Consider the following 23,687-nt stretch of genomic DNA (forward strand, 5'->3'; position numbering starts at 1 on the left):
CTGGTCACTGCACAAGAGGAACTTTTTGAAGCAAGAAAGGTGGCGGACACCCAACCGCAGTTTTTTAATGCCGCCAAGGAAAAATTAAAAAACTGGAAGCTTTCCGACAACCAAATCGCACAGATACTTCAATCCGGGACCGTTAAGGAGGAATTGCCGATACATGCCGATGTTTCAGGCTACGTTACCGAAAAAATGGTAAACCTTGGCGACTATGTCAACAAGGGCAAGGCATTATATCAAATTGCCAACCTGAACAGCGTTTGGGTACTGTTCGATATTTATGAGTCCGACATGCCCTGGGTAAGAAAAGGCGATGAAGTGGTCTTTACCATACCCTCGCTCCCGGGCGAAAACTTCAAAGGCAGGATTTCCTATATCGACCCGGTGATCAATCCCATGACTAGGGTTGCCAAGGCCAGAATCGAGATCGGGAACGCCGGTTTAAGGTTAAAGCCGGAAATGTTCGCTTCCGGAACCGTAAAAGCAAAACAGCCCATTGCATCAGAAGCGATAACCATTCCTAAGTCGGCAGTGATGTGGACCGGGGAACGTTCTGTGGTATACATCAAGAATACCACGTCCAATGGGGTGAATTTTGTGTTGCGCGATGTCACCTTGGGACCATCGTTGGGAAATGGTTTCATTGTCAAGGAGGGGCTGCAAGAAGGGGATGAGATCGCGGTAAACGGGACCTTTAGTATCGACGCGGCGGCCCAATTGGCCGGGAAACCGAGCATGATGAATCCTGAAGGTGGGCCCGCCATGACGGGACATAACCACGGAGGCATGAAGATGGGGGATGACAAGGGTACAGGCGGTAGCGATCATTCGGAAATGGATATGGGGGATCCCGGCTTGGAAAACAAAACAGACCATTCTGATATGAACCAGCGAATGACGGCGACAGCGACTTTTAAAAACCAATTAAAACAGGTGTTGAGCGCCTACTTGGAGTTAAAGGATGCGCTTGTCAATGATAATGCCGCCAAGTCCAATGCCGCTGCAAAAAAAGTGTTGTCGGCCTTGGAACATGTGGATATGAAACAATTGACGGACAAAAAGGCGCACGGCCATTGGATGACGATATCGAAGGAAATCTCCAATTCGGCGAATTCCATTTCAAAGATATCGGATATCAAAGCCCAACGCGATCATTTTAAACATCTGTCCGCCCATCTATCCAAAGGTGTCAAGCTTTTTGGGGTCGATCAAAAGATATACGAACAGTTTTGCCCGATGGCCGATAACAACAAAGGTGCCTATTGGTTGAGTACGACCAAAGAGATCAAAAATCCCTATTTCGGAGAGGCTATGTTGACCTGCGGTGAAATCACCGATGAAATGTAATTGAACAAATGTAAATGAATGAATGATGAAAATATTGAAATCTAAAATCTTGTTTTTTGTCCTAACTGCCTTGACGACCCATGTTTTTGGGCAAGTGGGGACAAATGGTGAGGACAGAAAAGAGGAAGGTAGACCCGTTCGGGAATACAATCTTGTACTGGAACAGAACAAATTGACCCTCGGTGGGGTCACTGCCGATGCAATGACCATCAATGGGAGTATTCCGGGACCGGTCTTGGAATTCAACGAGGGTGACTTCGCCCTGATCAACGTGACCAATAAGATGGATGTGGAAACCTCCGTACACTGGCATGGATTGATCTTGCCCAATTTTTATGACGGGGTTCCCTATTTGACCACACCGCCCATAGAACCTGGCACAACTTTCCAATATCGGATTCCGATCAACCAATCAGGTACCTATTGGTACCATTCCCACACCATGCTGCAAGAGCAAAAGGGGGTGTATGGCTCGATACTGATCCATCCCAAGGAAAAGACGTTGGACTACGATAAGGATTTGGTCGTGGTGCTCTCCGATTGGACGAACGAAAAGGCCATGAACGTGCTCCGAAACCTTAAACGGGGAAACGAGTGGTACCAGGTCAAAAAAGGGACCGCGGTGCCCTTGAGCAGGGTCATCAAGGAAGGTGCACTAGGTGCACAACTCAAATTTTGGCGAGATCGTATGGAAGGAGCGGATATTGCGGATATCTACTACCCCGCATTTTTGACCAATGGGAAAACATTGGCCGAATACCCTGATTTCAAACCAGGGGAAAAAGTGCGGCTCCGGTTCGTCAATGCCTCTGCCTCCACCTATTATTGGATGGATTTCGGTGGCGGTAACCCCATGGTGGTTTCCGGGGATGGTGTCGATGTGGAGCCTGTTTCCAAAAGTCGTTTTCTTTTTGGCATTGCCGAGACCTATGATGTCATCGTGACCGTTCCTGAAGGCACTTTGGAGGTAACGGCCACGGCACAGGACGGCTCCGGGCATACCTCGTTGCATTTAGGGCAGGGAACGCTTTTTCCCGCAACGACCATCGATAGGCCCGACAAAGTGGCGATGATGAAACAAATGGCCCAAATGGACATGAAAATGGGAGCTCCGGCAATGGCCGGCAACAAGAAGAAAAATACACCCGAATATTTGATGCAAAAGTATGGGATGCAGATGGACATGAAGGATGGCAGCATGGATATGGGTATGCACAATGGGATGTCGATGGATAAGACCGAAATGAGCGGTCAAAAGGATAAACCCATTGCGAAGATGGATGATAAAAGGCCTATGAATGCGAATGAAGATCATAGGCACATGGAGATGGATAAAAAGATGGGGGATATGGCAGGAATGGAAAAGGATTCAACGTCAATGAAATCCACCGGACATAAGGACAAGATGGAAAACCCTATGGTTCAGACTATGCCAATGATGCAGAAAGACACTTCAGCTTTTGATTACGATACCCGTAAAACGTATTTCAACTATGACTTCTTAAAAGCAAAGGAAAGTACTACCTATAATGCCGATCTGCCCGTCAATGACATTCTGTTGAACCTGACGGGAAATATGCAACGGTATATCTGGAGTATGAACGGTGTGCCACTTTCAGAAACCGATAAGATCAAGATCAAAGGTGGGGAAGTAACCCGGATCACCCTCAACAACCTGACCATGATGCACCATCCGATGCACCTCCATGGGCATTATTTCAGGGTCATCAATGAGAATGGTGAAAAGTCACCCTTGAAACATACGGTCAATGTGCCGCCCATGCAGAAAGTGGTCATCGAATTTTATAATGAAGAGTACGGGGATTGGTTTTTCCACTGTCATATCCTCTACCACATGATGGGGGGCATGGCCAGGGTTTTCAGTTATGATACCCCAAGGGATCTGAGGATGAAGGATTTTCCTGTTCAAAAGTTGGTAGATGAAACTGACCATTATTATGCTTGGGGTGCTGCCAGATTGGGTTCCAATTTTAATGAACTCTTCCTTGTTTCAAGTAATATCAGGAATGAATTTGGGGTACGGGCAGAATTTGACTACGACCAAAATGCCGAGGTGGAAGTCAATTATAACAGGTATCTCAATGACTGGGTACGGGTCTATGCAGGGGTAAACACGGAAACCTCCATCCCTGATTCCTATGACCGTTTCAATACAGTGGGACTGATAGGGGTCAAGTATTTTACCCCATACCGCTTTAATATGGATGTGAGTATGGACCACCAGCTGCGTCCAAGAATAAGGTTGGATAGGGAACTATTGCTTTTTCCCAGGATTTTCCTCGAGGGGGAATATGAATTTCGGGCCGATTTTGGATGGGTCAACGATTTGGGGAATTCATCCTATGAAAGTGAGACCCAATGGCTGGTAGGGGCCTCCTATATCCTTTCACGTAATTTTTCAATCCAGGCCAATTACAACAACCGATATGGTTGGGGCGGAGGCCTGCTAGCCCGTTTTTAAATGGCAGAATACAAAAAAAATAGCCTGAGTCTGACCAATACCATTGCTTTGGGAACCGGTGTGATGATCGGTGCGGGAATTTTTGCGCTCTTGGGTCAGGTTGCCGAACTCTCCGGCCAATGGTTTCCCTTTGCTTTTTTAATCGGGGCAGTCATCTCAGGTTTCAGTTCCTACACCTATGTCAAAATGTCCAATACCTACCCCTCTGCCGGGGGCATTGGCATGTACCTCAAAAAGGTTTACGGTAAAACGGCCTGGACCGCTACCGGTGCACTGCTGATGGCCCTTTCCATGGTCATCAATGAGAGTTTGGTGGCCCGGACGTTCGGGACCTACGTATTGGAGCTTTTTGATGTGGAGTCGAAAGGATTCTGGCCCCCGATCCTTGGGGTATTGTTGTTGATCACAGCCTTTATTGTCAATGTGATGGGAAACAAAGCTATCGGGGGATCGTCCTTGGTCATGGCCATACTAAAAATCGGCGGGATAGCGGTTTTTGCCATTGGTGGCCTTTGGGCAGCTGGATTTACCTTTGATCAGGTCGTTCCTTCCCAGTCCTTGACCGAGCATTCCCTGGTGGATTATTTGGGGGCATTGGCACTGTCGATATTGGCCTATAAGGGTTTTACCACCATTACCAATAGTGGGGATGAGATCGTCGATCCCAAACGTAACGTGGGACGGGCCATTGTCATTTCTTTGGTGATATGTACCCTGGTCTATCTCATGGTGGCATTTGCGGTCTCTTCCAATCTTTCCATCCAGGAAATCATTGCGGCCAAGGACTATTCGCTGGCCGAGGCATCCAGACCCGCTTTTGGAAAATATGGGGTCTGGTTCACCGTTGGTCTGGCGATCATATCCACCGTTTCCGGGGTCGTTGCCAGCATTTTTGCCGTTTCCCGGATGACCACCATGCTCACTGAAAAGGAATTGATACCACATCGACATTTTGGGATTCCCGGGGACATACAGAAACATATGTTGGTGTATACCGTGGTGATTGCCATAGGGCTCACCATGTTGTTCGATCTGAGCCGGATCGCTGCATTGGGGGCCATCTTTTATTTGATCATGGATATCGGGATCCATTGGGGGGTCCTAAACAATCTACGAAAGGAAATCGGTGCAAATCCCATTATCCTCATTACGGCCCTTGTGCTGGATGTACTGGTGTTGGGCGCCTTTATTTGGTCAAAGGCCGGTAGTGATCTTTTGGTGGTCATTGTTGCCCTGGTATTGATGGTGCTTATTTTTTTCGGGGAACGATTGTTTTTGGGGAAAAAGCGTACGGTCGAGGAAGAATAAGGGTAGAGTGCCTGCGTGGGAGAAATGGAAAATTAGATGAAAAAATTAAAATAGCAACAATAATGGGGGATAATACAAATATGCCGACCCTGGGCAATCAAAATGAGGAATTAATCTTAAAATCAATTACAATGAAAAGAACAACAGTTACATTAAGTACAATTGCCATTGCGCTTTTGACCATTACCGTGATTTCCTGTAAGGACGGTAAGAAGGAAACAAATGACAAGGAAGGAGCCCATATGGAGATGGGAACGGAAGAGGGCCATCACCATGAGAGCTCTGCGGGGGAAATGGACCACGGGACCATGGACCATGATATGGGTTCGTCCGATGCACAGGGCACATCTGTGATCGATAGCTACCTCCAACTGAAGGATGCCCTGGTGGCGGACAATAAGGATGAAGCGGCCAAATCGGGCCAAGCCTTGGCCAGTGCCTTGGGCAGCTTTGATATCAGCGGATACGATGAACAGCAACAGAAGGAGCTGTCCGATATCATTGAAGTGGCCAAGGAACATGGGGAGCATATCGCCAAAAGTGATATCGGTCACCAACGGGAACACTTTGAGGGACTGGGCAAGGATATGGTCGATTTTATTGCCATAACCGGGACTTCCAAAACCTTGTACCAACAATTCTGCCCCATGTACAACAACAACCAAGGAGGAACGTGGCTCAGCGCAAGCAGCGAAATCCAGAATCCATTTTTTGGAAGTAAGATGTTGACCTGTGGTAAGGTGCAAAAGGAAATCAATTAAATGAAAGTACTGAAAATCATAGTATTGGTAGTGCTGTTGGGATTTGTGGGCATCCAGTTTGTGCCCACAGATCCCAACTTGAGCGATGTGGTTCCCGATACGGACTTCATGTCGGTGAACCAGGTTGCCAAGGATATCGAACACGATTTGCGGGTATCTTGCTATGATTGCCACAGTAACAACACCCAATACCCGTGGTACAATAAGGTCCAACCCATCGCCTGGTTTTTGGAAGAACACATAAAAGAGGGAAAGGAAGAACTCAATTTCAATGAATGGGGCGACTATTCGGATCGAAGAAAAAGGAGCAAACTAAAGTCCATCGCAAGTCAGATCGAAGACGATAAGATGCCCCTATCTTCCTATACCCTGATCCATAAGGATGCAAAATTATCGGTGGAAGAGAAAGAACGGATATTGACCTTGGTAAATGATCTAATGGAAGAATTGGATAATTGAAAATGACATGGAAATCACCCTAAAACCGGGACAAACGATATTGCTATTGTTGTTGGTCATGTCCGGTTACTATGAATAAGGAAATAAAGTCCTGAAAGGGAGGGGAACACCCAAAGTTGATTGGTTGGTGAGTTAGTTAGTTAATCGTTCCCTTCCCTTGTCAGGCACTAATGGAAAAGAAGATGAAAGATTGTTGTCGTGACAATGGACCTGTCCAGTCGAAAAAGGCCATTTTAAAAAAATGGTTGGCCCATATCCTGTATGGGATCGTCATTTCGATTGCCCTGGGAGCCTTTATCATACAATAAATACTAACCTAAACAATGCTAAAACAAACCAATGAAACGTATTACTTTACAGATTTTTCTAATGGCCGTATTTCTCACAGGGACAAGCTTTGGCCAAACAAACCCTAACAAGGAAAACCTAGACCAGGACAGGGCCGCTGTGCTGAGGATATTGGAAAGCTATAAAGAAGCACTGCAAAACTTGACCACGGAAGGTACCTTGGAGCTTTTTGCGGAAGATTCCGAAGTTTTTGAATCCGGGGGCGTGGAAGGCACCTATCAACATTATCACGACCATCATATAGGTCCAGAACTTGGACATTTCAACAGTTTTAGGTTCTCGGATTATACCATTGAAGTGAAGGTGGAGCTACCCTTTGCCTTTACTACGGAAAGCTATGTCTATACCATTGGCCTAAAATCGGAAAATGGAGGTGAGGGCAAAACGATCAGCAGAAAAGGGGTTGCCACCACCATCCTTAAAAAAACGGATGGGGATTGGAAAATTGTAAAGATGCATAACTCCTCACGGAACAACGGGAAGAACTAATGGTCGGAAGAAAAACATCGATGAAGGTCAGAAAGATACATAGATATCTTGGCCTATTTATTGGGATCCAGTTCCTAATGTGGACCATCAGTGGACTATATTTTAGTTGGACGGACATTGACGAGATCCATGGAGATCAATTCATCAAGGAGCATCCGGACCAGTCAGAATTTGGGAATTTAATTGCTCCCAATGGACACGGGAACGTTAAAATCAAATCTTTGGAAATGAGAAATATAGGGGGGAGTCCCTATTATTGGATCAATGGTGGGGTTTTGATGGATGCACAAACGGGGGAGATCAAAAAGGGTATCGATGAACAACAGGCCTTGGCCGTTGCTTCACACTATATGTTGCCCGAACTTAAGGTCAAAAGTGTTGAAAGACTCACCCAAACAGGTGGGCAGCACGAGTATCGTGGACGTCCATTACCGGCCTATGTGATCACCTATGAAACGGATGAAAACCTTAAAGCGTATGTCTCAGAGACCGATGGGTCGTTTCAACATGTAAGACATCGGTCCTGGAGATGGTTCGATTTTTTGTGGATGACCCATACCATGGACTATGAGGGACGGGACGATTTTAACACCATGGTTTTACGGATTTTTTCCCTGATGGGATTGATTACCGTTTTGAGCGGATTCTTGTTGTGGTATGTCAGCTCGCCAACAATCAGAAAATTATGGAAAAGGCGATAGTTCAAACTTATTTGGCAAAGGACTCCTGTGAGGAGCAAATAGTTGACCATTGAACCAGTTGAATCATTTTTGGAAAAATGAGCGAACTTAGGAGGCAAAGACGAAAGAAAAAAAGGGGGCTGGCGAAAAGGAAACGGGACCCGGCCAAGAATAGAAAGGAAAAAAGAATGAAAATCCTTGGCATATTGGCCTTGATATTGATCGTTATATTGGCAGTGGTCGTCATTTTTTTGAAGGCCCTGTGGAAATTCACTGCATGATATGGAAGTTGGGTCCAGTAAATCGAAAGATGTGTTGTACATCAAAAACATGGTCTGTCCGAGATGCATCATGGCCGTCAAAGGTATTTTGGACGATGAGGGCATTCCCTATATGAATGTGTCGTTGGGTGAAATCACCCTCAATGGGAAAATCACGCCTGAAAAACGGGAAGGTCTCAACGAACGACTTGAGAAAATTGGATTTACGATCATCAACGATCGTAAGGGTCAGTTGATAGAACAGATCAAAAACCTAGTGATTGAGGCGATACATTACACCGGACCCATGGAAAAGGTCAAATGGCCCGAATACCTTTCCGATGGATTGCATCTTGACTATAAGTATCTTAGTTCGCTGTTTTCCGCGGTGGAAAGCATTACCTTGGAGCAATATATCATCAACCAAAAGATTGAAAAGATCAAAGAGTTTCTTGTTTATGACGAATTGGGCTTAAAGGAAATAGCGTTTCAATTGGACTATAGCAGCGTTGCCTATTTAAGCAACCAATTTAAAAAAGTAACTGGAATGACACCTACACAATTTAAGAAAAGTGCCATTCAAAATAGAATATCGCTTGATGATATTTAACCTCAACCATTAAGGGCGCAATACCTTCCCAAGGAACCAGCCTCCTAAACGCTATTTAAAAAACACCTTTCTTCGCAAATGGGTCAAGGTTTGTTTTTTTCAAACAACGCCCCTATACAGAAAATGTTACTTTTCCCATACGTGTTGGAACCAACATTGTTGATTCTAGGTGTAAAATTGTTAAAATAAAAAATGATCACAACATGAAAAGAAGATACCAAATAGAAGGAATGACTTGTGATGGCTGTAGGGGGCACGTTGAAGAAGCTCTTTTCAATGTGGCCGGTGTAGCCGATGTAGCGGTCAATCTAAAAAACGCAGAAGCTACAGTGGAGTCGCAATTTGAGGTCCCCCTTGAAAATCTACAAAAGGCATTGGAAAATAAGGGGGGTCAATATAAAATACAAGCGATGAACAAAGCCAATTAAACCGATATACGATAACTGGGACAGGTAAATTGTCAGGCCTATAATTGGAATGGAACAATACAATACTCGAAAGTCAAGGAATAATCACAATAACCAGATAAAATTTGCACAATGGAAGATAGTCAAAGGAAATCCAATAATTATTTAAAGTTTTTTGCGATGATTGGTACTTCAATGGTCGCCATGTTTTTTTTAATGTACACCCACTCATATCAAATCATTGATCACTTTTGGTATAGTGAGACTAGATTTTTCATGACTTTGATCATGGGGGGATCGATGATCATTATTATGCTGCTATATATGCTACAGATGTATAAAGACCGACGCAAGAACATGTCAATATTAGCCTTGGGTGTTTTGTTGATTGCAGGTGGGATATGGCTGGTCAGGAGTCAGGTTACCGTATCAGGGGTCGACTACATGGAAGGAATGATACCCCATCATTCCATTGCTATTTTGACCAGTGAACGTTCTCAAATAAAAGATGTCAGGGTACGGGAGCTTGCCAATGAAATTATCAAGGCACAACGCAGGGAGATAATGGAAATGCAATGGTTGATAAACGACATCAAGGAAAATGGAATAGTGGAAACCGAAGCTGGGAAAGAAAAGCGGCCTATTCCTAAATTCGAGGGATCGCTTAGCGAAGAAACAAAGAATCTGGCCGAATGAGAGGCGATTACTTACTACCAATGCTTTCGTTTTGCCCCAAGTTCACTACAATGGTTTGTCCTATCGAATATATTCTAAACTGATCGGGGCAAATTCTCCAAAAAAGATTGACGTGGGCGAACCTGATCTCATAGATGTTGCCGAATTCTAAAAACCACTCACCAATTAAGGTTAAGTACTTGACGAAGAAAGGTAAAGGTTGATTTTTCGGAAAATTCTACAACTCTTTCAGTAAATAACGTAACAGTGCATTTTAGGTCTATTCTGAAATTTGTACCATACAAATCGGAGTAGAAAATGGATGCAATCGATATTATTGAGGACACCGAAAGGAAAGCGAAGACGGTGTCAAAAAAATCTTTCCCGGTCACTGGAATGACCTGTGCTGCCTGTGCATCCAGCGTGGAATCCATGCTGGGCCATACGGAAGGGGTCTACAATGCCAGTGTCAACTTTGCCAATAGTACGGTCCTTGTGGAGTATGACAGTGCTATGGACCTAAGCGATCTTCAAAATGCGGTACGTCAAATCGGTTATGATATAATTGTGGATGCCGAGGATCCTACCGAAGTACAGGAAGAGCTTTCGAAAAAGCATTATGTATCCATAAAAAAGCGAACCCTTTGGTCCGCTATTTTGACACTTCCCATTTTCCTTCTGGGGATGTTTTTTATGGATTGGGTCCTGGGTAGGTGGATTTCGTTGGTACTTGCCGTTCCTATCCTGTTCTGGTTTGGCCGAAGTTTTTTCATAAATGCCCTCAAACAGGCCAGATTCGGTAAGGCCAATATGGATACCTTGGTCGCACTCAGTACGGGCATTGCCTTTTTGTTCAGTGCATTCAATACCTTTTTTCCTGAATTTTGGCTCAGTAAAGGCATGGAACCCCATGTATATTATGAGGCGGCCACAGTGATCATCACCTTTATTTCATTGGGGAAATTATTGGAAGAAAAGGCGAAATCAAATACATCCTCCGCCATAAAGAAATTGATAGGGTTGCAGCCCAAGACCTTAAAGGTGATAGCAGATGGGGAGGAAAGGGAAATCCCTATTTCTTCGGTCAAGGTAGGTCAAACGATTTTGGTCAGACCGGGAGAGAAAATCCCTGTGGATGGAACGGTGTCCAAAGGAAGTTCCTATGTTGATGAAAGTATGATCACGGGCGAACCCGTCCCTGTAGAAAAGACAAAGGATGAAAAAGTTTTTGCCGGTACCGTAAACCAAAAAGGAAGCTTTCAGTTTGTAGCTGACCGGGTGGGAGGGGAGACCCTTTTGTCCCAGATCATCAAGATGGTGCAGGAAGCACAGGGGAGCAAGGCGCCCGTACAAAAATTGGTGGACAGGATTGCCGGTATTTTTGTTCCCGTGGTAATGACGATTTCACTGGTGACATTTATCACCTGGATGTTCCTGGGAGGTGAGGACGCTTTTACCCATGCACTGTTGACCGCAGTTGCCGTATTGGTAATAGCTTGTCCCTGTGCGCTGGGTTTGGCAACCCCCACGGCCATCATGGTGGGAATCGGCAAGGGGGCCGACCACAATATTCTCATCAAAGATGCGGAAAGCCTGGAGTTGGGTTACAAAGTGAATGCCATTGTCCTGGATAAAACGGGTACCATAACTGAAGGAAAGCCTGTGGTGACCGATATGGTCTTTGCGGACCATGTGACCGATCACAGGGCCCTGGAGCAAATTTTATATGCCATGGAAGGACAGTCCGAACATCCCTTGGCTGAAGCCGTGGTCTCCTTTTTAAAAAATAGAAAGGTAAATCCGGTCGAAATTTTGAACTTCAATAGTATTACAGGAAAAGGTGTTCGCGCTGAGGCATTGGATGGAACCCTATACCTTGTGGGCAATCATAAGTTGATGGTCGAAAAAGGAATCGCCATGGATGACAACCTGGGGCACATGGTCGAAGGGTTAGAGCAGGAGGCCAAAACGGTCATATACTTTGGCGGTGGAGGCAAGGTGAAGGCGATTTTGACCATTATGGATAGTATAAAGGAATCCTCAAAGGAAGCCATACGGGAAATGCAGGGGAATGGTATGGAAGTTTACATGATGACCGGTGATAACAAGATGACCGCCGAAGCCGTATCACAACAGGTGGGTATCAAAAGCTATGAAGCCGAAGTACTCCCATCAGAGAAAGCTGATTTTGTGAAAAGGCTTCAAGAAAGTGGAAAGGTGGTCGCCATGGTGGGCGATGGTATCAATGATTCGCAGGCACTTGCCCAAGCAGATGTCAGTATCGCGATGGGCAAAGGGTCCGACATTGCCATGGATGTCGCGAAAATGACCTTGATCACCTCTGATTTAAATGCCATTCCCAAAGCGTTGAAGCTCTCCCATAAGACCGTTATAGGTATAAGGCAAAATCTTTTTTGGGCCTTTATATACAATATCATTGGAATTCCTATAGCTGCAGGGCTGCTGTATCCGATCAATGGATTTTTGTTAGATCCGATGATAGCTGGTGCCGCTATGGCTTTTAGCAGTGTATCGGTCGTATTGAACAGTTTGAGGCTTAAAACGATTAAACTATAGTAATTTTCTAATTTAAAATCGATGAACATGAGTACATTACAATTCAAATCAAATATTAAGTGCAGTGGGTGTGCCAATACCGTAAAACCATTTTTGGATAAGGTGGATGGCGTGACCGATTGGTCTGTTGACTTTGCCTCCCAAGACAAATTGTTGACCGTACAGACTACAAGTGCTACGGAAGAGGAAATCACTTCTGCTGTTGAATCGGCTGGATATCATTTGACCAAGAAATAAAGGAATGTCCAGAAGAATATATTAAATGGTTCGAATAGGATTGGGGGTTACCTTAATCCTATTCGGGTTGGATATGTTTTTTGAACTTCTTCCGCACAACCAAGTGATGATCAAAGAATTTGTGTTCGCTTGCCATGGGCTGCTGACCAATGAATTTATAATGTCCATGGTAGGTGTTGTCGAACTTATATCCGGAATATGCTCGATTATTGGAAGATGGATAATCGTTGCACTATCGGTCATGGTCTCCATTGCTTTTGGAATCCTTGGTTTTAACTTTAAGGTTGATATATAGCCTTTTTATTGATATTTTATAACCATTGGGGTTGCCATATCCCAAACCTCTTTAGAAGACACGGCCGTAATTGCTTCGTCCCTATCTCATAACTTGCACACATGACGATATAGGTCGTGTTAAAAATCAAGCTGAACTCCCTTTAGGAAACCGATGTGTGTAAGCCATGATCAATCTTATTCCGGAGTTGTACATCCAAACACAATAGTAGGATTTAGTTCATCTACAATTCCAATGCTTTCGGTATAGGGTTACAGTAAGCTAATTGGTGAAATGGGTAATAGGGGAATCAAAGCTCCTCTTCATATTTTTTTAAAAAACAAATCATTTAAAGATTTTTTTATAATTTGTTAACGTTTTTTGGTATTTATTCTATTGGTCACTTCAGATCAAAGAATTGAAATAAGGAGCTTATACAGCTTCCCTTTATTAAAAATAGCCCAAGATTGTATTGGGGGATTTTTATGTAACGGCACTTTTTCGTTTGAGATAAAGGTAGTTCATGCCACTTTGCTTGAACTACCGCTACGTTAAGAGCGTGAGACAGGTATTGGTGATACAATGGAAGTATTCCCAATGGTCGCGCGCTGAATGACCAAGACGAAAATATATGGACCAAAAAAAATACAGTGATGAACATCTTCTTGTTGAGCAGCTGAAAGAAGGCTGCCAAGAAGCCTATGGATACCTTTTTGGGATATACCATAGAGAACTGTGCAATTACATGACGGTGGTCTCTGGCAGTACAAGGGTCGCCGAAGATATAGCCCAACAAACTTTTATTAGGTTATGGGACAACAGGGAACGGTTGGTTGTCCAAGAAAACAAACTAAAGCATTACATCTTCAAAATAGCCTACCACCTCTTTATAGACTCAAAACGGAAAAAGAAAAAGGAATTTGAGTTGTTGGAGAGTCTCAAACAAGAAGCGTATCTGGAAGTTGCAGATACCGATGCTTCACTTTTTGAGGAACGATTGAAAAGAGTGGAGACCGAAATAGAAAACCTCCCCGAACAGTGTAAGCGGGTCTTTATAATGAGTAAAAAGGAAGGCCTTAAATACCAAGAGATCTCCGAGAGACTTGATATATCCATCAAAACTGTTGAAGTGCATATGGGCAAAGCACTGAAAAGACTTAGGGCCCAACTGACCATTTTCTTCTAAAAACCTCTCTGTAGGTTCATTTTCCCTGAATTGTTCCTTCTAAAGTTTCAGGGCAAAAAAAGCATACTCCATAATTTTTGTGTTAAAAAAATAAATTCAGGTAAGGGTTTTTTGAAAAACTGCGTCTGTTTTATAAAAGAGATAAATTTTCACCGATGACCAAGTTCGATATAAGAAGAACTATTACAAGATACATCAACCAGGAAGCTACCCAAGAAGAATTGTCAATGTTGTATGAGTGGGTAAAAAAGGGGAACAACCAAGAAGTGTTCAAAAAGTATGTTCAGGCAGATTTCCTGATAAATTATCAGAACAGATCTTGGAAGTCTGAGGAAGCCTTCAAAAATTTCTTGGAAACCATAAAAGAGAATGACTCCAAAAAGGTAAGGTCATTGTTGGTACGCGGAGATATGTGGAAATATGCGGCTGCCATAGTGGTAATTGTATCCACATCCTTGTTTGCATTGCTATACAGTACTCCGCAAGAGGATATGACTCCTCGAGTGGACTTAAATATGATAACGTTGCAATTGGAGAATGGTGAAGTGTTGAATCTAGACCCAAGTGCCAATGGAACGATTAAAAGCAAAAAGGGAAATACTGTTTTTTCTTTGGTAGAAGGAGTACTCACCCAAAAGAATGGAACCAAAGGGAAGAAAGTGGAAAAAAACAATGTACTGAAGATCCCTTATGGGAAAAAGCTCTCGGTAACCCTACAAGATGGTACCGTGGTCATGTTGAATTCGGGGTCTACATTGAGCTATCCGGCTAGTTTTTCCGGGAAGGACAAAAGAGAGGTGTATTTGCAGGGAGAAGCCTTTTTTGAAGTGGCCAAGAACCCGGAACAACCGTTTTTTGTCAAAACCAATACAATATATACCCAAGTGTATGGTACAGTGTTCAATGTATCCGCTTATACAGAGGATGGAGTGGCGGAAGTGGTTTTGGTAGAAGGCTCGGTAGGAGTTGGGGAAGTTGATGTAAATACCTCCAAAACCCCACAAATGCTAAAGCCCTCACAAAAAGCTTCAAAGCTACTTGATGTGGAGAGTGGTTTTGTTGTGGAAGATGTGGATGTTTCTTCATATGTGTCGTGGACCAAAGGCATATTGACCTTTGAAAACGAGGCGATGTCCAACATTATAAAAAAGCTGGAGCGTCAGTATAACATACGGATTATAAACCAATTTGAAGAATTGGGTGAGCGAAGATTCACGGGAATGTTCGATGTGGAGGACATAGACCGGGTTTTGAAAACAATTCAGACCCATACCCGCTTCAGCTATCAAAAAGAAGGAAAAACAATAACAATAAAAGAACCTAACAAACAATAGTGCTTATGATTTGAAGAACCAGTAGACCAAAAAACGAATACTTAACTAACTAGACTAAAAGAATTATGAAAAAAACCAAAACTATCCATGCTTTGTCGCCAAAGGTCGGTAGAAGAATATTATGCTGTTTTTTCTTACTGTTTATATTCGGCCATTTGAAAGCGGCATCATGTACGCAAGAGGATATTGTTGCCATAAGCTTTGAGAATACGAAGCTAGGGGATGTATTTGAAATGATTACAGAATCAACCGGATACAAGTTTTTCTATGAAGCTTCCGATGTTGACCTGAACCATAAGGTATCCATATCCCGCAAAGACCTTTGTGTTGAAGATTTCATGAAAGAACTTTTCAAGGATACGGACCTGTACTTTGAGGTGATCGCAAGGCAAATTGTGGTGAAGCACAAAGACAAGGGGCCACTGCCCAATTTAGTTCCCCAGAAAAGAATTGATGCACCAAAGCCGCAGTCCAACCTTTCGGGTACGGTTCTGGACGAAGCAGGTATGCCCTTGCCGGGGGCAAGTATTGTGGCCAAAGGGACCACAGTGGGTACAACTACCGATTTTGACGGGAAATTTACCATTACATTGCCAGCAGGTGTTACCGAAATCCAAGTAACCTATATTGGGTATAGACCCAAAGAAGTGAATGTGGCAGGACAGACCTCCATCACGGTTTCCATGGAACAGGATGCCGCTGCCCTTGAAGAAGTTGTGGTAGTGGGGTATGGAACATTGGCCAAAACCAAGGTGACAGGTTCTGTAGTCTCCATTACCCCAGAAACCATTGTTGAGGTTCCCGCACTGACCCCGGAAGGTGCCCTGATCGGCCAAGTTTCCGGTGTGCAGGTACAGGAAGTCTCCGGTGAACCAGGAGCGGCCCCTAACATTAGGGTGCGTGGTTCAGGTTCTATTTCTGCGGGAAACGACCCATTGTTTGTTGTGGACGGAATCCCTATTTCGCGTAACCTTACCTCATCAAGTCAGTTGGGAGGTGTTGCCAATAGAAGGGCTACGTTCCAACCCCCGACCATTAATCCATTGGCTACGCTAAATCCAAATGATATTGAATCCATTCAAGTACTCAAGGATGCAAGTGCCGCAGCTATTTATGGATCTAGGGGAGGTAATGGGGTTCTTTTGATCACCACCAAGAAAGGGTCCAACTCTGAAGAAGGAGTATTTTCTTTTGATTCTTATGTGAGCATACAGTCCGTTGCCAATAAGTTGGATTTGATGAATGCCCAAGAATTGATAGACTATACTACGGATGCCAGGAACAACAATTATCTGGCCTCTGTTGATGGAGCTTCCATCAATGATCCCATAGGACCCGGAGATAGAGGGAATGCCAACTACGAACTACCGGAATCCTTTGTTAACTGGGATGGTACGGATACTGATTGGCAAGACCTTATCTTTAAGACCGGGATAGTTCAGAGTTACAATTTTTCATACGCATCACCGGTAAGGAACAAGACAAGTTTTTATGTATCCACGGGCTATTTTTCCCAAACCGGGGTTATAGATAAGGCGAAGTTTGAGCGGTACTCCGTACTGCTGAACCTAAATTCCCAACTTGCCAAAAAGTTGAACTTGGATGTAAGATTGGCCCCGACCGTTACCGAAAACCAACGGGTACCGGCATCTTCACCTTATTTTGCCACGCCTCCAGGTATCGTCTATTCAGCCATAGTGCATTCTCCAACAGTGAGTCCATACAATCCTGACGGTACCATAAACCAACTGAACAACCAATCCTATTTGGGAGGTGGGACCACAACGGCAAGTAATCCTTTGGCAATCATCGAAGCCGTGGATGACCAAATATTCCAATTTCAGACAAGGGGAAGCCTTGCATTGACTTACGATATTTTACCGGAGTTGAGTTTTAAGACCTTCGGAGGGGCATACATTAATTTGTACAATCAGGATTTTTACCGTGCCAACACATTGTTGTACAGAAATTCGGCGGATGGTAACCCGTATGGACAGGCATCATCTTCCACAGAGACCAATTGGCTTTGGGAGAATACCCTCAATTGGAAAAAGGAATTTGGAGACCATTACTTGGATGCTGTTTTGGGATATACCGCCCAAAAGGACAATTTGACATTGAAACAGGTATTGGCCAACAACTATCCGGATGATTTGGTTCCCACCATCAGTGGGGGACAGGTGTTTGGTGGCACCTCTGTAAAGGAACAGTGGTCGTTATTGTCCTCTCTATTCAGGGTCAACTACAGTTACAAGGACAAGTATTTGTTTACCGGTACGATTCGTTCCGATAAATCATCCAGATTCGGAAAGAATAACCAAACGGGATATTTTCCTTCTTTCTCGGTTGGATGGCGATTGAACGAAGAATCGTTCTTGGTCGGGTCAGAAACCGTTTCCGAGCTAAAACTTAGATTGAGTTGGGGGCAGACGGGTAACTTTGAGATTCCCAATTATGGGGCCGTTGGCCTATTATCCCCCCAAAACTATAACTTGGGAGGAAATGAAATCAACGGTTTGGTCCAGAGTACCATTCCCAATCCCAATCTGACTTGGGAGAAATCGGAACAGATTGATGCAGGTATTGAACTGGGATTGTTCAACAATCGAGTTTTTCTTTTGGCCGATTACTACGATACAAAAACCAGAGATTTGTTGTTGAATGTTGCCATTTCCTCGGTATCTGGGTTTGAAACTACGTTGAGAAATCTTGGTGAAGTACAAAACAGGGGATTTGAGATTGCGTTGAGCACCAAGAATTTTGTAGGAGATTTTACGTGGAATACGGATATCAATTTTTCAACCAATAAGAATGAAGTGCTTTCGCTCAATGAAGGAAACGAACCCATTTATTCTTCAGGTAGTGCCGGTGTACGCCACGTAACAAGGGTAGGAGACCCGATAGGAAGCTATTACGGATATGTAGTGGACGGTATATACCAATCACAGGCAGAAATAGATAGTGCTCCCCTGGATACCCAGGCTCCTGATCCAGGTGTCGGTGATTTCAAGTTCAAGGACATTGATGGGGACGGAGAGATCACTCCAGATGATAGAACGGTTACCGGGAGTTATTTTCCGGATTTTACCTGGGGGGTAAACAATAGGTTCAAGTACAAGAACATAGATTTGAGCTTCTTGATCCAAGGAGTCGAAGGGAATGAGATCTTGAACCTTACCTCAAGACATATGAAGAACGGGGAGGCCAATTTTAATTCCTATGCCATTTTCAATGAACGATGGAGGTCGCCTTCCGACCCTGGGAACGGGTCGATTCCACGGGCGGACAGAGAATCTGGAAATCATGGAAATAACAACAGACCGTCTTCTTTCCAAGTAGAGGATGGGTCGTATATCCGATTGAGGAATGTGACCTTGGGTTATACATTGCCAACCAATAATCTTTTTGGAAGCAACATCCAGAAACTTAGGTTCTATGTTACGGGAACAAATCTTTTTACGATTACCGATTACCTTGGTTACAACCCAGAGGTGAGTAGTATTACCACGAACAGTTTAACCCCGGGCGAGGATTATGGAGCATTTCCATTGACCAAATCCTTTACCCTAGGAGTAAACTTAAAGTTCTAACCTAAAAAATGGAAAACATGAAACGAGTTCTATATATAATACTATGCACGGTTCTATTCGCCGGATGTAGTGAAGACTTTACCGACCTTGCACCAGTATCCAATAGGAATGAAGCCGATTTCTATAATTCTGCGGATGATTTTGAAGTGGCCATCAATGCAAGTTATTCAGGGCTTCAAAGCACAGGAATTTATGGAAGGGGGTATTGGACCATGTTCGAGATGCGAAGCGATAATACCGATCAAGGTCCGGATGCCACAGGGTTGGCACGTCAATACACCGAAATCAATTCCTTTACCGAAGATGCGTTGAACGAGCAGATTACTTCCGCATGGAGTGAATCGTACAAGGTGATTGCCAATTGCAACGTGATTTTGGAACGGATACCTAATGTGGAAATGGATGCCTCCCTAAAGAACAGGGTCACAGGAGAAGCACTGTTCATTAGATCATTGGTGTACTATCATATGGCCATCGGTTTTGGAAACATCCCTTTACAGCTTACACCATATATCTCTGGGGAAGAGCTGACACAGGTCGACCAAAACACGATTTTGGGACAATTGGTCACGGACCTGACCGCGGCCGAAGATGCCTTACCGGTTTCTTACTCGGGCAGTGAAGTGGGAAAAGCAACAAAGGGAGCGGCTGCTACTCTTTTGGCCAAGGTATTGCTGACCTTGGGTGAAGATTCTGCTGCTGAAACGGTACTTCGGAGAATCATAGCCAATTATGGATATGAACTGCTTCCAGACTATGCCGATTTATGGGGTGTGGCCAATGAGAACAATGCGGAATCCATTTTTGAGGTGCAATACATCAGTGGGGGGATTGGACAAGGAAGCCTTTTTACCAACGATTTTTCACCCAGTACCGATTTGCAAACAGGCTCAGGATTTGGGCGAAACCGACCTACGGTTTCCATGTTGGAGGCATATGAGGACGGTGACCTTCGGTATGATATATCGATGGGGGATTCTTATGTGGATTTGGAAGGAGAGACCATAGAAGCTAGGTACATCAAAAAGTACCGATCTGATTTGGCAATTGAAAACGATTCCGATACCAACTTTGTGGTTTTTAGATATGCAGATGTACTTCTTATGCTGGCCGAAGCATTGGGGGAAACACCCGAAAGCTATGATTTGATCAATGAGATTAGGAATAGGGTAAATCTTCCCGATATTGATGCCTCCACTCCAGGAACCTTCGAAGAAAAACTATTGCAGGAAAGAAGAGTGGAGCTTGCTTTTGAGAACCATAGATGGCCAGATTTAAAACGCTTTGGTATGGTGGATAAAATCCAGGATGCTGAACCCTTCATCACCGGGACAAGGGAGTTTTTCTATATCCCACAACGTGAGATGGACATTAACCCAAATTTTGTACAGAACTAAGCAATGACTTTGATTACGTTATAATGTGTTTTCATTATTTAAGTTAGTTTGATTGGTAGCGCCCCAAAAGACCATGAATCCCTACTTATGATGCTATGGGTGCCATTGTCAAAAAGGACAGGGGTCCGTTTCATAAAGTTGCTTTAAAAGAATCGACCAAAATCACAATTATTAAATTTTTAAGGAACCTAATATAGATTATACGATGAGAAAATTAATGATGGCAATTTGCCTTTGCTTTGCCTTTGCAACCATCCAGGCACAAGAAAAAAAAGTACTCAATATTATAGCCATTGGGGCACACCCTGATGACTGTGACTCAAAATTCGGGGGTACTGCAGCACTCTTTGCAAAAATGGGCCACAATGTGAAATTTTTGGCGTTGACCAACGGAGACGCAGGCCACCAAAGCATGGGAGGAGGGCCATTGGCCAAAAAGCGCAGACAAGAGGCCAAGGATGCGGCCAAAGCTTTGGGTATTGCGGAATACGAAGTTCTGGATAACCATGATGGGGAGCTGTTTCCCACTTTGAACGTTCGACTGGAGGTAATCCGAAGAATACGTGGCTGGAACGCTGATATCGTTTTAGGGTTGAGACCCAATGATTATCATCCCGATCATAGAAATGCAGGTTCCGTTGTACAAGATGCAGCCTACATGAACATTGTGCCCAACGTAGCTCCGGACACACCACCCCTTAAAAAGAATCCAGTTTTTCTATACATGAGCGACCACTTTAAAAAGCCATACCCATTCCAAAAAGACATTGCGGTGATAGTGGATGATGTGATCGATACCAAAGTCAAAGGTTTGGCGGCCCACGATTCACAAATGTTCGAATGGTTGCCATGGACCAATGGAATGGACCTTGCCACCATTCCCAAAGGAGAAAAGGAAAGACTGGCATGGCTGAAGGACAGATGGATGAACAGAAAACCCGATGCCGGCACTTTGGAAGTCGTAAAGAAGTGGTATCCCAACGTGGATGTCTCCAAAGTAAAGCAGGTGGAGTTCTTTGAGATTTGCGAGTATGGAAAACAACCGACCGAAGAAGAAATCAAGGAATTGTTCCCCATGCTGGGTACAGAATAGGAGTGGACCAATATTTGGAACCCCAAGATTAAAATAACCAACCAAAAATGGAGCACAACAAGGCCACAACCAAAAGATATTTTCACATCATTGGGTTGGTAATGATCGTATTCTTTGTAATATCCTTCATCACCAACATACTGAACTCCATAATAGTGGATGTTAAGGGTAGTTTTGATCTAAGTCTGACTTTGACAGGCCTACTGCCATTTACATTCTTTATCGCATATGGGATCATGTCCATACCTGCAGGGTTCCTTTCCGAAAGGTTTAGTGAGAAGACCTTACTGTCCGTATCCTTTCTGGTAATGGCCATTGCCTCTATGGGCTTTGCCCTTACCCCACAGTACAGCGTGTTCAGTATTACACTATTTATACTGGGTTGTTGTATGGCGGTCCTTCAGGTCATTATTAATCCCATGTTACGCGTGGCCGGAGGTGAGGAACATTTTGCCTTCAACTCGGTACTGGCGCAATTGGTGTTTGGGTCAGCGTCTTTTTTAAGTCCTTATCTCTATAAATACTTGGTGAACAAGGAAGAGGTTTCCAACGATATGATTGCAGACATGTTGCGGGGATGGGTGCCTGAGGATTTGCCTTGGGCCTCGCTCTATATTGTGTTTGCCGGAATATCCCTTTTGTTGTTTTTCTATGTTTTTTTTACCAAATATCCAAAGTTTGAAAAGACTGAGGAGGAAAGGGCAGGGGACAAAAGCTCCTATTGGGATTTATTGAAAAACAAATGGACCTTACTGTATTTTATAGGGATGTTTTGTTATGTGGGTACGGAACAAGGTGTTGGAAATTGGATATCCCAATTCTTATCCGAATACCACGGACTTGACCCACAAACCACAGGAGCTGACACTGTATCCTATTTTTGGGCCATGTTGACGGTAGGATGTCTGCTGGGCCTTCTATTGTTGAAGTTTATGGATAGCCGGAAACTGTTGATTTTCGCAACATCCATAACCATAGTCTGTCTTATTTTGGCCTTGACAGGCTCATCCCAAATGGCATTGATAGGTTTTCCAATGGTAGGATTCTTTATTTCGGTAATGTATTCCATTATAGTTTCATTGGCGCTCAACTCGGTAAAGGAACACCATGGTTCGTTGTCCGGAATTTTATGTACCGGTATAGCAGGTGGGGCGGTCATTCCATTTATGGTAGGGGGGCTGGGTGAAATGTTGACCCTGAAATCTGGAATGTTTTTTCTGATACTGCCCTTGGCATTTATTCTTTCCATCGGCTTTTGGGCCAAACCCTTGGTAAATAATAAGACGATAAGCTTAAAGAAGGAACAGTGAAAGGGATTGGAGCAGAGGTTCTTGGGGTTGATATAGGTGGAACTAAGATCAAATCGGGCAGGGTGATGGGAAACAGAATAGTGGATACCCATCTCATTGAAGTAAATCGAGATGATTCAGAGGAAATTGCCCTCAATAAGGTGTTTGGGGCCATTGATGAGCTTATGACTGATTCAATTCGAGCCATAGGTATAGGTGTTCCCGCGGTAGTAGATCCAGATTCAGGAATGGTATATGATGTACAAAACATTCCATCTTGGACAAAAGTTCCTTTGAGAAGAAAAGTTCAAGATCGGTACAATGTGCCTGTCCATATTAACAACGATGCCAACTGTTTCGCGTTGGGCGAGAAGCATTTTGGGAAAGCCATGGGATATTCGAATTGTGTAGCGCTTTCATTGGGAACAGGATTGGGTATGGGCATTTTGGTGGATGGAAAGCTATACAATGGCGTACTGTGCGGAGCGGGGGAAGTAGGTATGATTCCTTATAAGGATGGGATTATGGAGCATTATGCAGGTAGTTTTTTCTTTGATGAAAAATACGGGGAGTCGGCCAAAGCCTTATTCAGGAAGGCCATGGATAAAGATAAGTTAGCTCTACAGGCGTACAAGGAATACGGAGTTCATCTAGGAGAAGCCATCAAGGCCATTCTTTATATGTATGCTCCCCAAGCCATAGTCCTTGGCGGATCCATAAGCAAGGCATATGCGTTTTTTAAAGAATCGATGCATGAAACCTTAATTTCATTTGCTTATCAAAAACAATTGGAACAAACAAAAATTGAAACATCAGACTTAATGGATGCTCCCATATTGGGCGCGGCTGCATTGTGTCTGTAAAATGTATAATCGTATTGC

The 23,687-nt window shown here is 43.9% G+C and carries 22 protein-coding genes; all 22 read left to right on the top strand.

Annotation, left to right across the window (positions count from 1 at the left end; translation table 11 throughout):
* Nucleotides 1-1,350, top strand: a 1,350-nt coding sequence (locus D2V05_RS08475; protein ID WP_119647233.1) for an efflux RND transporter periplasmic adaptor subunit, incomplete at its 5' end; no start/stop codon positions are given.
* A 25-nt stretch (nucleotides 1,351-1,375) separates the two neighbouring features.
* A complete protein-coding gene (locus D2V05_RS08480; protein ID WP_036385870.1) occupies nucleotides 1,376-3,832 on the top strand; it encodes a multicopper oxidase domain-containing protein in 2,457 nt (818 codons plus the stop codon).
* Complete coding sequence (locus D2V05_RS08485) at nucleotides 3,833-5,140, top strand: APC family permease (RefSeq protein WP_036385867.1); 1,308 nt, start codon at nucleotides 3,833-3,835, stop codon at nucleotides 5,138-5,140.
* Nucleotides 5,141-5,271: 131 nt separating this feature from the next.
* Nucleotides 5,272-5,901 (top strand): DUF3347 domain-containing protein, encoded by a 630-nt coding sequence (locus D2V05_RS08490; RefSeq protein ID WP_119647252.1) that lies wholly within the window; start codon nucleotides 5,272-5,274, stop codon nucleotides 5,899-5,901.
* A complete protein-coding gene (locus tag D2V05_RS08495) occupies nucleotides 5,902-6,360 on the top strand; it encodes a heme-binding domain-containing protein (protein WP_036385864.1) in 459 nt (152 codons plus the stop codon).
* Between the two features lie 182 nt (nucleotides 6,361-6,542).
* Nucleotides 6,543-6,668 carry a hypothetical protein gene (locus tag D2V05_RS19890; protein WP_262706548.1) on the top strand — a complete coding sequence of 42 codons (126 nt, stop codon included), beginning with the start codon at nucleotides 6,543-6,545 and terminating at the stop codon, nucleotides 6,666-6,668.
* A gap of 31 nt (nucleotides 6,669-6,699) precedes the next feature.
* Nucleotides 6,700-7,197, top strand: a complete 498-nt coding sequence (locus D2V05_RS08500; protein ID WP_072882341.1) for a YybH family protein — start codon at nucleotides 6,700-6,702, stop codon at nucleotides 7,195-7,197.
* Complete coding sequence (locus D2V05_RS08505; protein WP_119647234.1) at nucleotides 7,197-7,898, top strand: PepSY domain-containing protein; 702 nt, start codon at nucleotides 7,197-7,199, stop codon at nucleotides 7,896-7,898. Before D2V05_RS08500 ends, D2V05_RS08505 begins: the two co-directional genes overlap by 1 nt.
* Before the next feature lie 77 nt (nucleotides 7,899-7,975).
* Nucleotides 7,976-8,158 (top strand): hypothetical protein, encoded by a 183-nt coding sequence (locus tag D2V05_RS08510; RefSeq protein WP_072882342.1) that lies wholly within the window; start codon nucleotides 7,976-7,978, stop codon nucleotides 8,156-8,158.
* 1 nt (nucleotide 8,159) lies between these two features.
* A complete protein-coding gene (locus D2V05_RS08515) occupies nucleotides 8,160-8,747 on the top strand; it encodes a helix-turn-helix domain-containing protein (protein ID WP_036383511.1) in 588 nt (195 codons plus the stop codon).
* 203 nt (nucleotides 8,748-8,950) lie between these two features.
* A complete protein-coding gene (locus tag D2V05_RS08520) occupies nucleotides 8,951-9,175 on the top strand; it encodes a heavy-metal-associated domain-containing protein (RefSeq protein ID WP_036383512.1) in 225 nt (74 codons plus the stop codon).
* Between the two features lie 336 nt (nucleotides 9,176-9,511).
* Nucleotides 9,512-9,850 (top strand): DUF305 domain-containing protein, encoded by a 339-nt coding sequence (locus D2V05_RS19825; protein WP_234414759.1) that lies wholly within the window; start codon nucleotides 9,512-9,514, stop codon nucleotides 9,848-9,850.
* A gap of 297 nt (nucleotides 9,851-10,147) precedes the next feature.
* Complete coding sequence (locus tag D2V05_RS08530; protein WP_119647235.1) at nucleotides 10,148-12,406, top strand: heavy metal translocating P-type ATPase; 2,259 nt, start codon at nucleotides 10,148-10,150, stop codon at nucleotides 12,404-12,406.
* A gap of 27 nt (nucleotides 12,407-12,433) precedes the next feature.
* On the top strand, nucleotides 12,434-12,643 hold the full coding sequence (locus D2V05_RS08535; RefSeq protein WP_051947607.1) for a heavy-metal-associated domain-containing protein: 210 nt from the start codon (nucleotides 12,434-12,436) through the stop codon (nucleotides 12,641-12,643).
* Nucleotides 12,644-12,668: 25 nt separating this feature from the next.
* On the top strand, nucleotides 12,669-12,938 hold the full coding sequence (locus tag D2V05_RS08540) for a DoxX family membrane protein (protein ID WP_036383518.1): 270 nt from the start codon (nucleotides 12,669-12,671) through the stop codon (nucleotides 12,936-12,938).
* Between the two features lie 610 nt (nucleotides 12,939-13,548).
* Nucleotides 13,549-14,103, top strand: a complete 555-nt coding sequence (locus tag D2V05_RS08545; protein ID WP_036383520.1) for an RNA polymerase sigma factor — start codon at nucleotides 13,549-13,551, stop codon at nucleotides 14,101-14,103.
* 155 nt (nucleotides 14,104-14,258) lie between these two features.
* Nucleotides 14,259-15,437, top strand: a complete 1,179-nt coding sequence (locus tag D2V05_RS08550) for a FecR family protein (protein ID WP_051947309.1) — start codon at nucleotides 14,259-14,261, stop codon at nucleotides 15,435-15,437.
* A 65-nt stretch (nucleotides 15,438-15,502) separates the two neighbouring features.
* Entirely contained in the window at nucleotides 15,503-19,027 is a 3,525-nt protein-coding gene (locus D2V05_RS08555) for a TonB-dependent receptor (RefSeq protein WP_036383522.1), read from the top strand.
* Between the two features lie 17 nt (nucleotides 19,028-19,044).
* Nucleotides 19,045-20,424, top strand: a complete 1,380-nt coding sequence (locus D2V05_RS08560; protein WP_036386573.1) for a RagB/SusD family nutrient uptake outer membrane protein — start codon at nucleotides 19,045-19,047, stop codon at nucleotides 20,422-20,424.
* A gap of 205 nt (nucleotides 20,425-20,629) precedes the next feature.
* Nucleotides 20,630-21,517, top strand: a complete 888-nt coding sequence (locus tag D2V05_RS08565; protein WP_036383524.1) for a PIG-L deacetylase family protein — start codon at nucleotides 20,630-20,632, stop codon at nucleotides 21,515-21,517.
* 47 nt (nucleotides 21,518-21,564) lie between these two features.
* Nucleotides 21,565-22,827 (top strand): MFS transporter, encoded by a 1,263-nt coding sequence (locus tag D2V05_RS08570; protein WP_036383526.1) that lies wholly within the window; start codon nucleotides 21,565-21,567, stop codon nucleotides 22,825-22,827.
* A complete protein-coding gene (locus tag D2V05_RS08575) occupies nucleotides 22,824-23,669 on the top strand; it encodes an ROK family protein (protein WP_225604830.1) in 846 nt (281 codons plus the stop codon). The genes D2V05_RS08570 and D2V05_RS08575 overlap by 4 nt, the downstream gene beginning before the upstream one ends.
* Nucleotides 23,670-23,687: the final 18 nt, after the last annotated feature.

It is taken from the genome of Flagellimonas pelagia (genome assembly GCF_003584135.1).
GTDB classification, from domain to species: domain Bacteria; phylum Bacteroidota; class Bacteroidia; order Flavobacteriales; family Flavobacteriaceae; genus Flagellimonas; species Flagellimonas pelagia.

Coding starts and splice junctions, on each gene's coding strand:
- D2V05_RS08480 (WP_036385870.1), top strand. CDS start 1,376: ATGAAAATATTGAAATCTAAAATCTTGTTTTTTGTCCTAACTGCCTTG.
- D2V05_RS08485 (WP_036385867.1), top strand. CDS start 3,833: ATGGCAGAATACAAAAAAAATAGCCTGAGTCTGACCAATACCATTGCT.
- D2V05_RS08490 (WP_119647252.1), top strand. CDS start 5,272: ATGAAAAGAACAACAGTTACATTAAGTACAATTGCCATTGCGCTTTTG.
- D2V05_RS08495 (WP_036385864.1), top strand. CDS start 5,902: ATGAAAGTACTGAAAATCATAGTATTGGTAGTGCTGTTGGGATTTGTG.
- D2V05_RS19890 (WP_262706548.1), top strand. CDS start 6,543: ATGAAAGATTGTTGTCGTGACAATGGACCTGTCCAGTCGAAAAAGGCC.
- D2V05_RS08500 (WP_072882341.1), top strand. CDS start 6,700: ATGAAACGTATTACTTTACAGATTTTTCTAATGGCCGTATTTCTCACA.
- D2V05_RS08505 (WP_119647234.1), top strand. CDS start 7,197: ATGGTCGGAAGAAAAACATCGATGAAGGTCAGAAAGATACATAGATAT.
- D2V05_RS08510 (WP_072882342.1), top strand. CDS start 7,976: ATGAGCGAACTTAGGAGGCAAAGACGAAAGAAAAAAAGGGGGCTGGCG.
- D2V05_RS08515 (WP_036383511.1), top strand. CDS start 8,160: ATGGAAGTTGGGTCCAGTAAATCGAAAGATGTGTTGTACATCAAAAAC.
- D2V05_RS08520 (WP_036383512.1), top strand. CDS start 8,951: ATGAAAAGAAGATACCAAATAGAAGGAATGACTTGTGATGGCTGTAGG.
- D2V05_RS19825 (WP_234414759.1), top strand. CDS start 9,512: ATGTCAATATTAGCCTTGGGTGTTTTGTTGATTGCAGGTGGGATATGG.
- D2V05_RS08530 (WP_119647235.1), top strand. CDS start 10,148: ATGGATGCAATCGATATTATTGAGGACACCGAAAGGAAAGCGAAGACG.
- D2V05_RS08535 (WP_051947607.1), top strand. CDS start 12,434: ATGAGTACATTACAATTCAAATCAAATATTAAGTGCAGTGGGTGTGCC.
- D2V05_RS08540 (WP_036383518.1), top strand. CDS start 12,669: ATGGTTCGAATAGGATTGGGGGTTACCTTAATCCTATTCGGGTTGGAT.
- D2V05_RS08545 (WP_036383520.1), top strand. CDS start 13,549: ATGGACCAAAAAAAATACAGTGATGAACATCTTCTTGTTGAGCAGCTG.
- D2V05_RS08550 (WP_051947309.1), top strand. CDS start 14,259: ATGACCAAGTTCGATATAAGAAGAACTATTACAAGATACATCAACCAG.
- D2V05_RS08555 (WP_036383522.1), top strand. CDS start 15,503: ATGAAAAAAACCAAAACTATCCATGCTTTGTCGCCAAAGGTCGGTAGA.
- D2V05_RS08560 (WP_036386573.1), top strand. CDS start 19,045: ATGAAACGAGTTCTATATATAATACTATGCACGGTTCTATTCGCCGGA.
- D2V05_RS08565 (WP_036383524.1), top strand. CDS start 20,630: ATGAGAAAATTAATGATGGCAATTTGCCTTTGCTTTGCCTTTGCAACC.
- D2V05_RS08570 (WP_036383526.1), top strand. CDS start 21,565: ATGGAGCACAACAAGGCCACAACCAAAAGATATTTTCACATCATTGGG.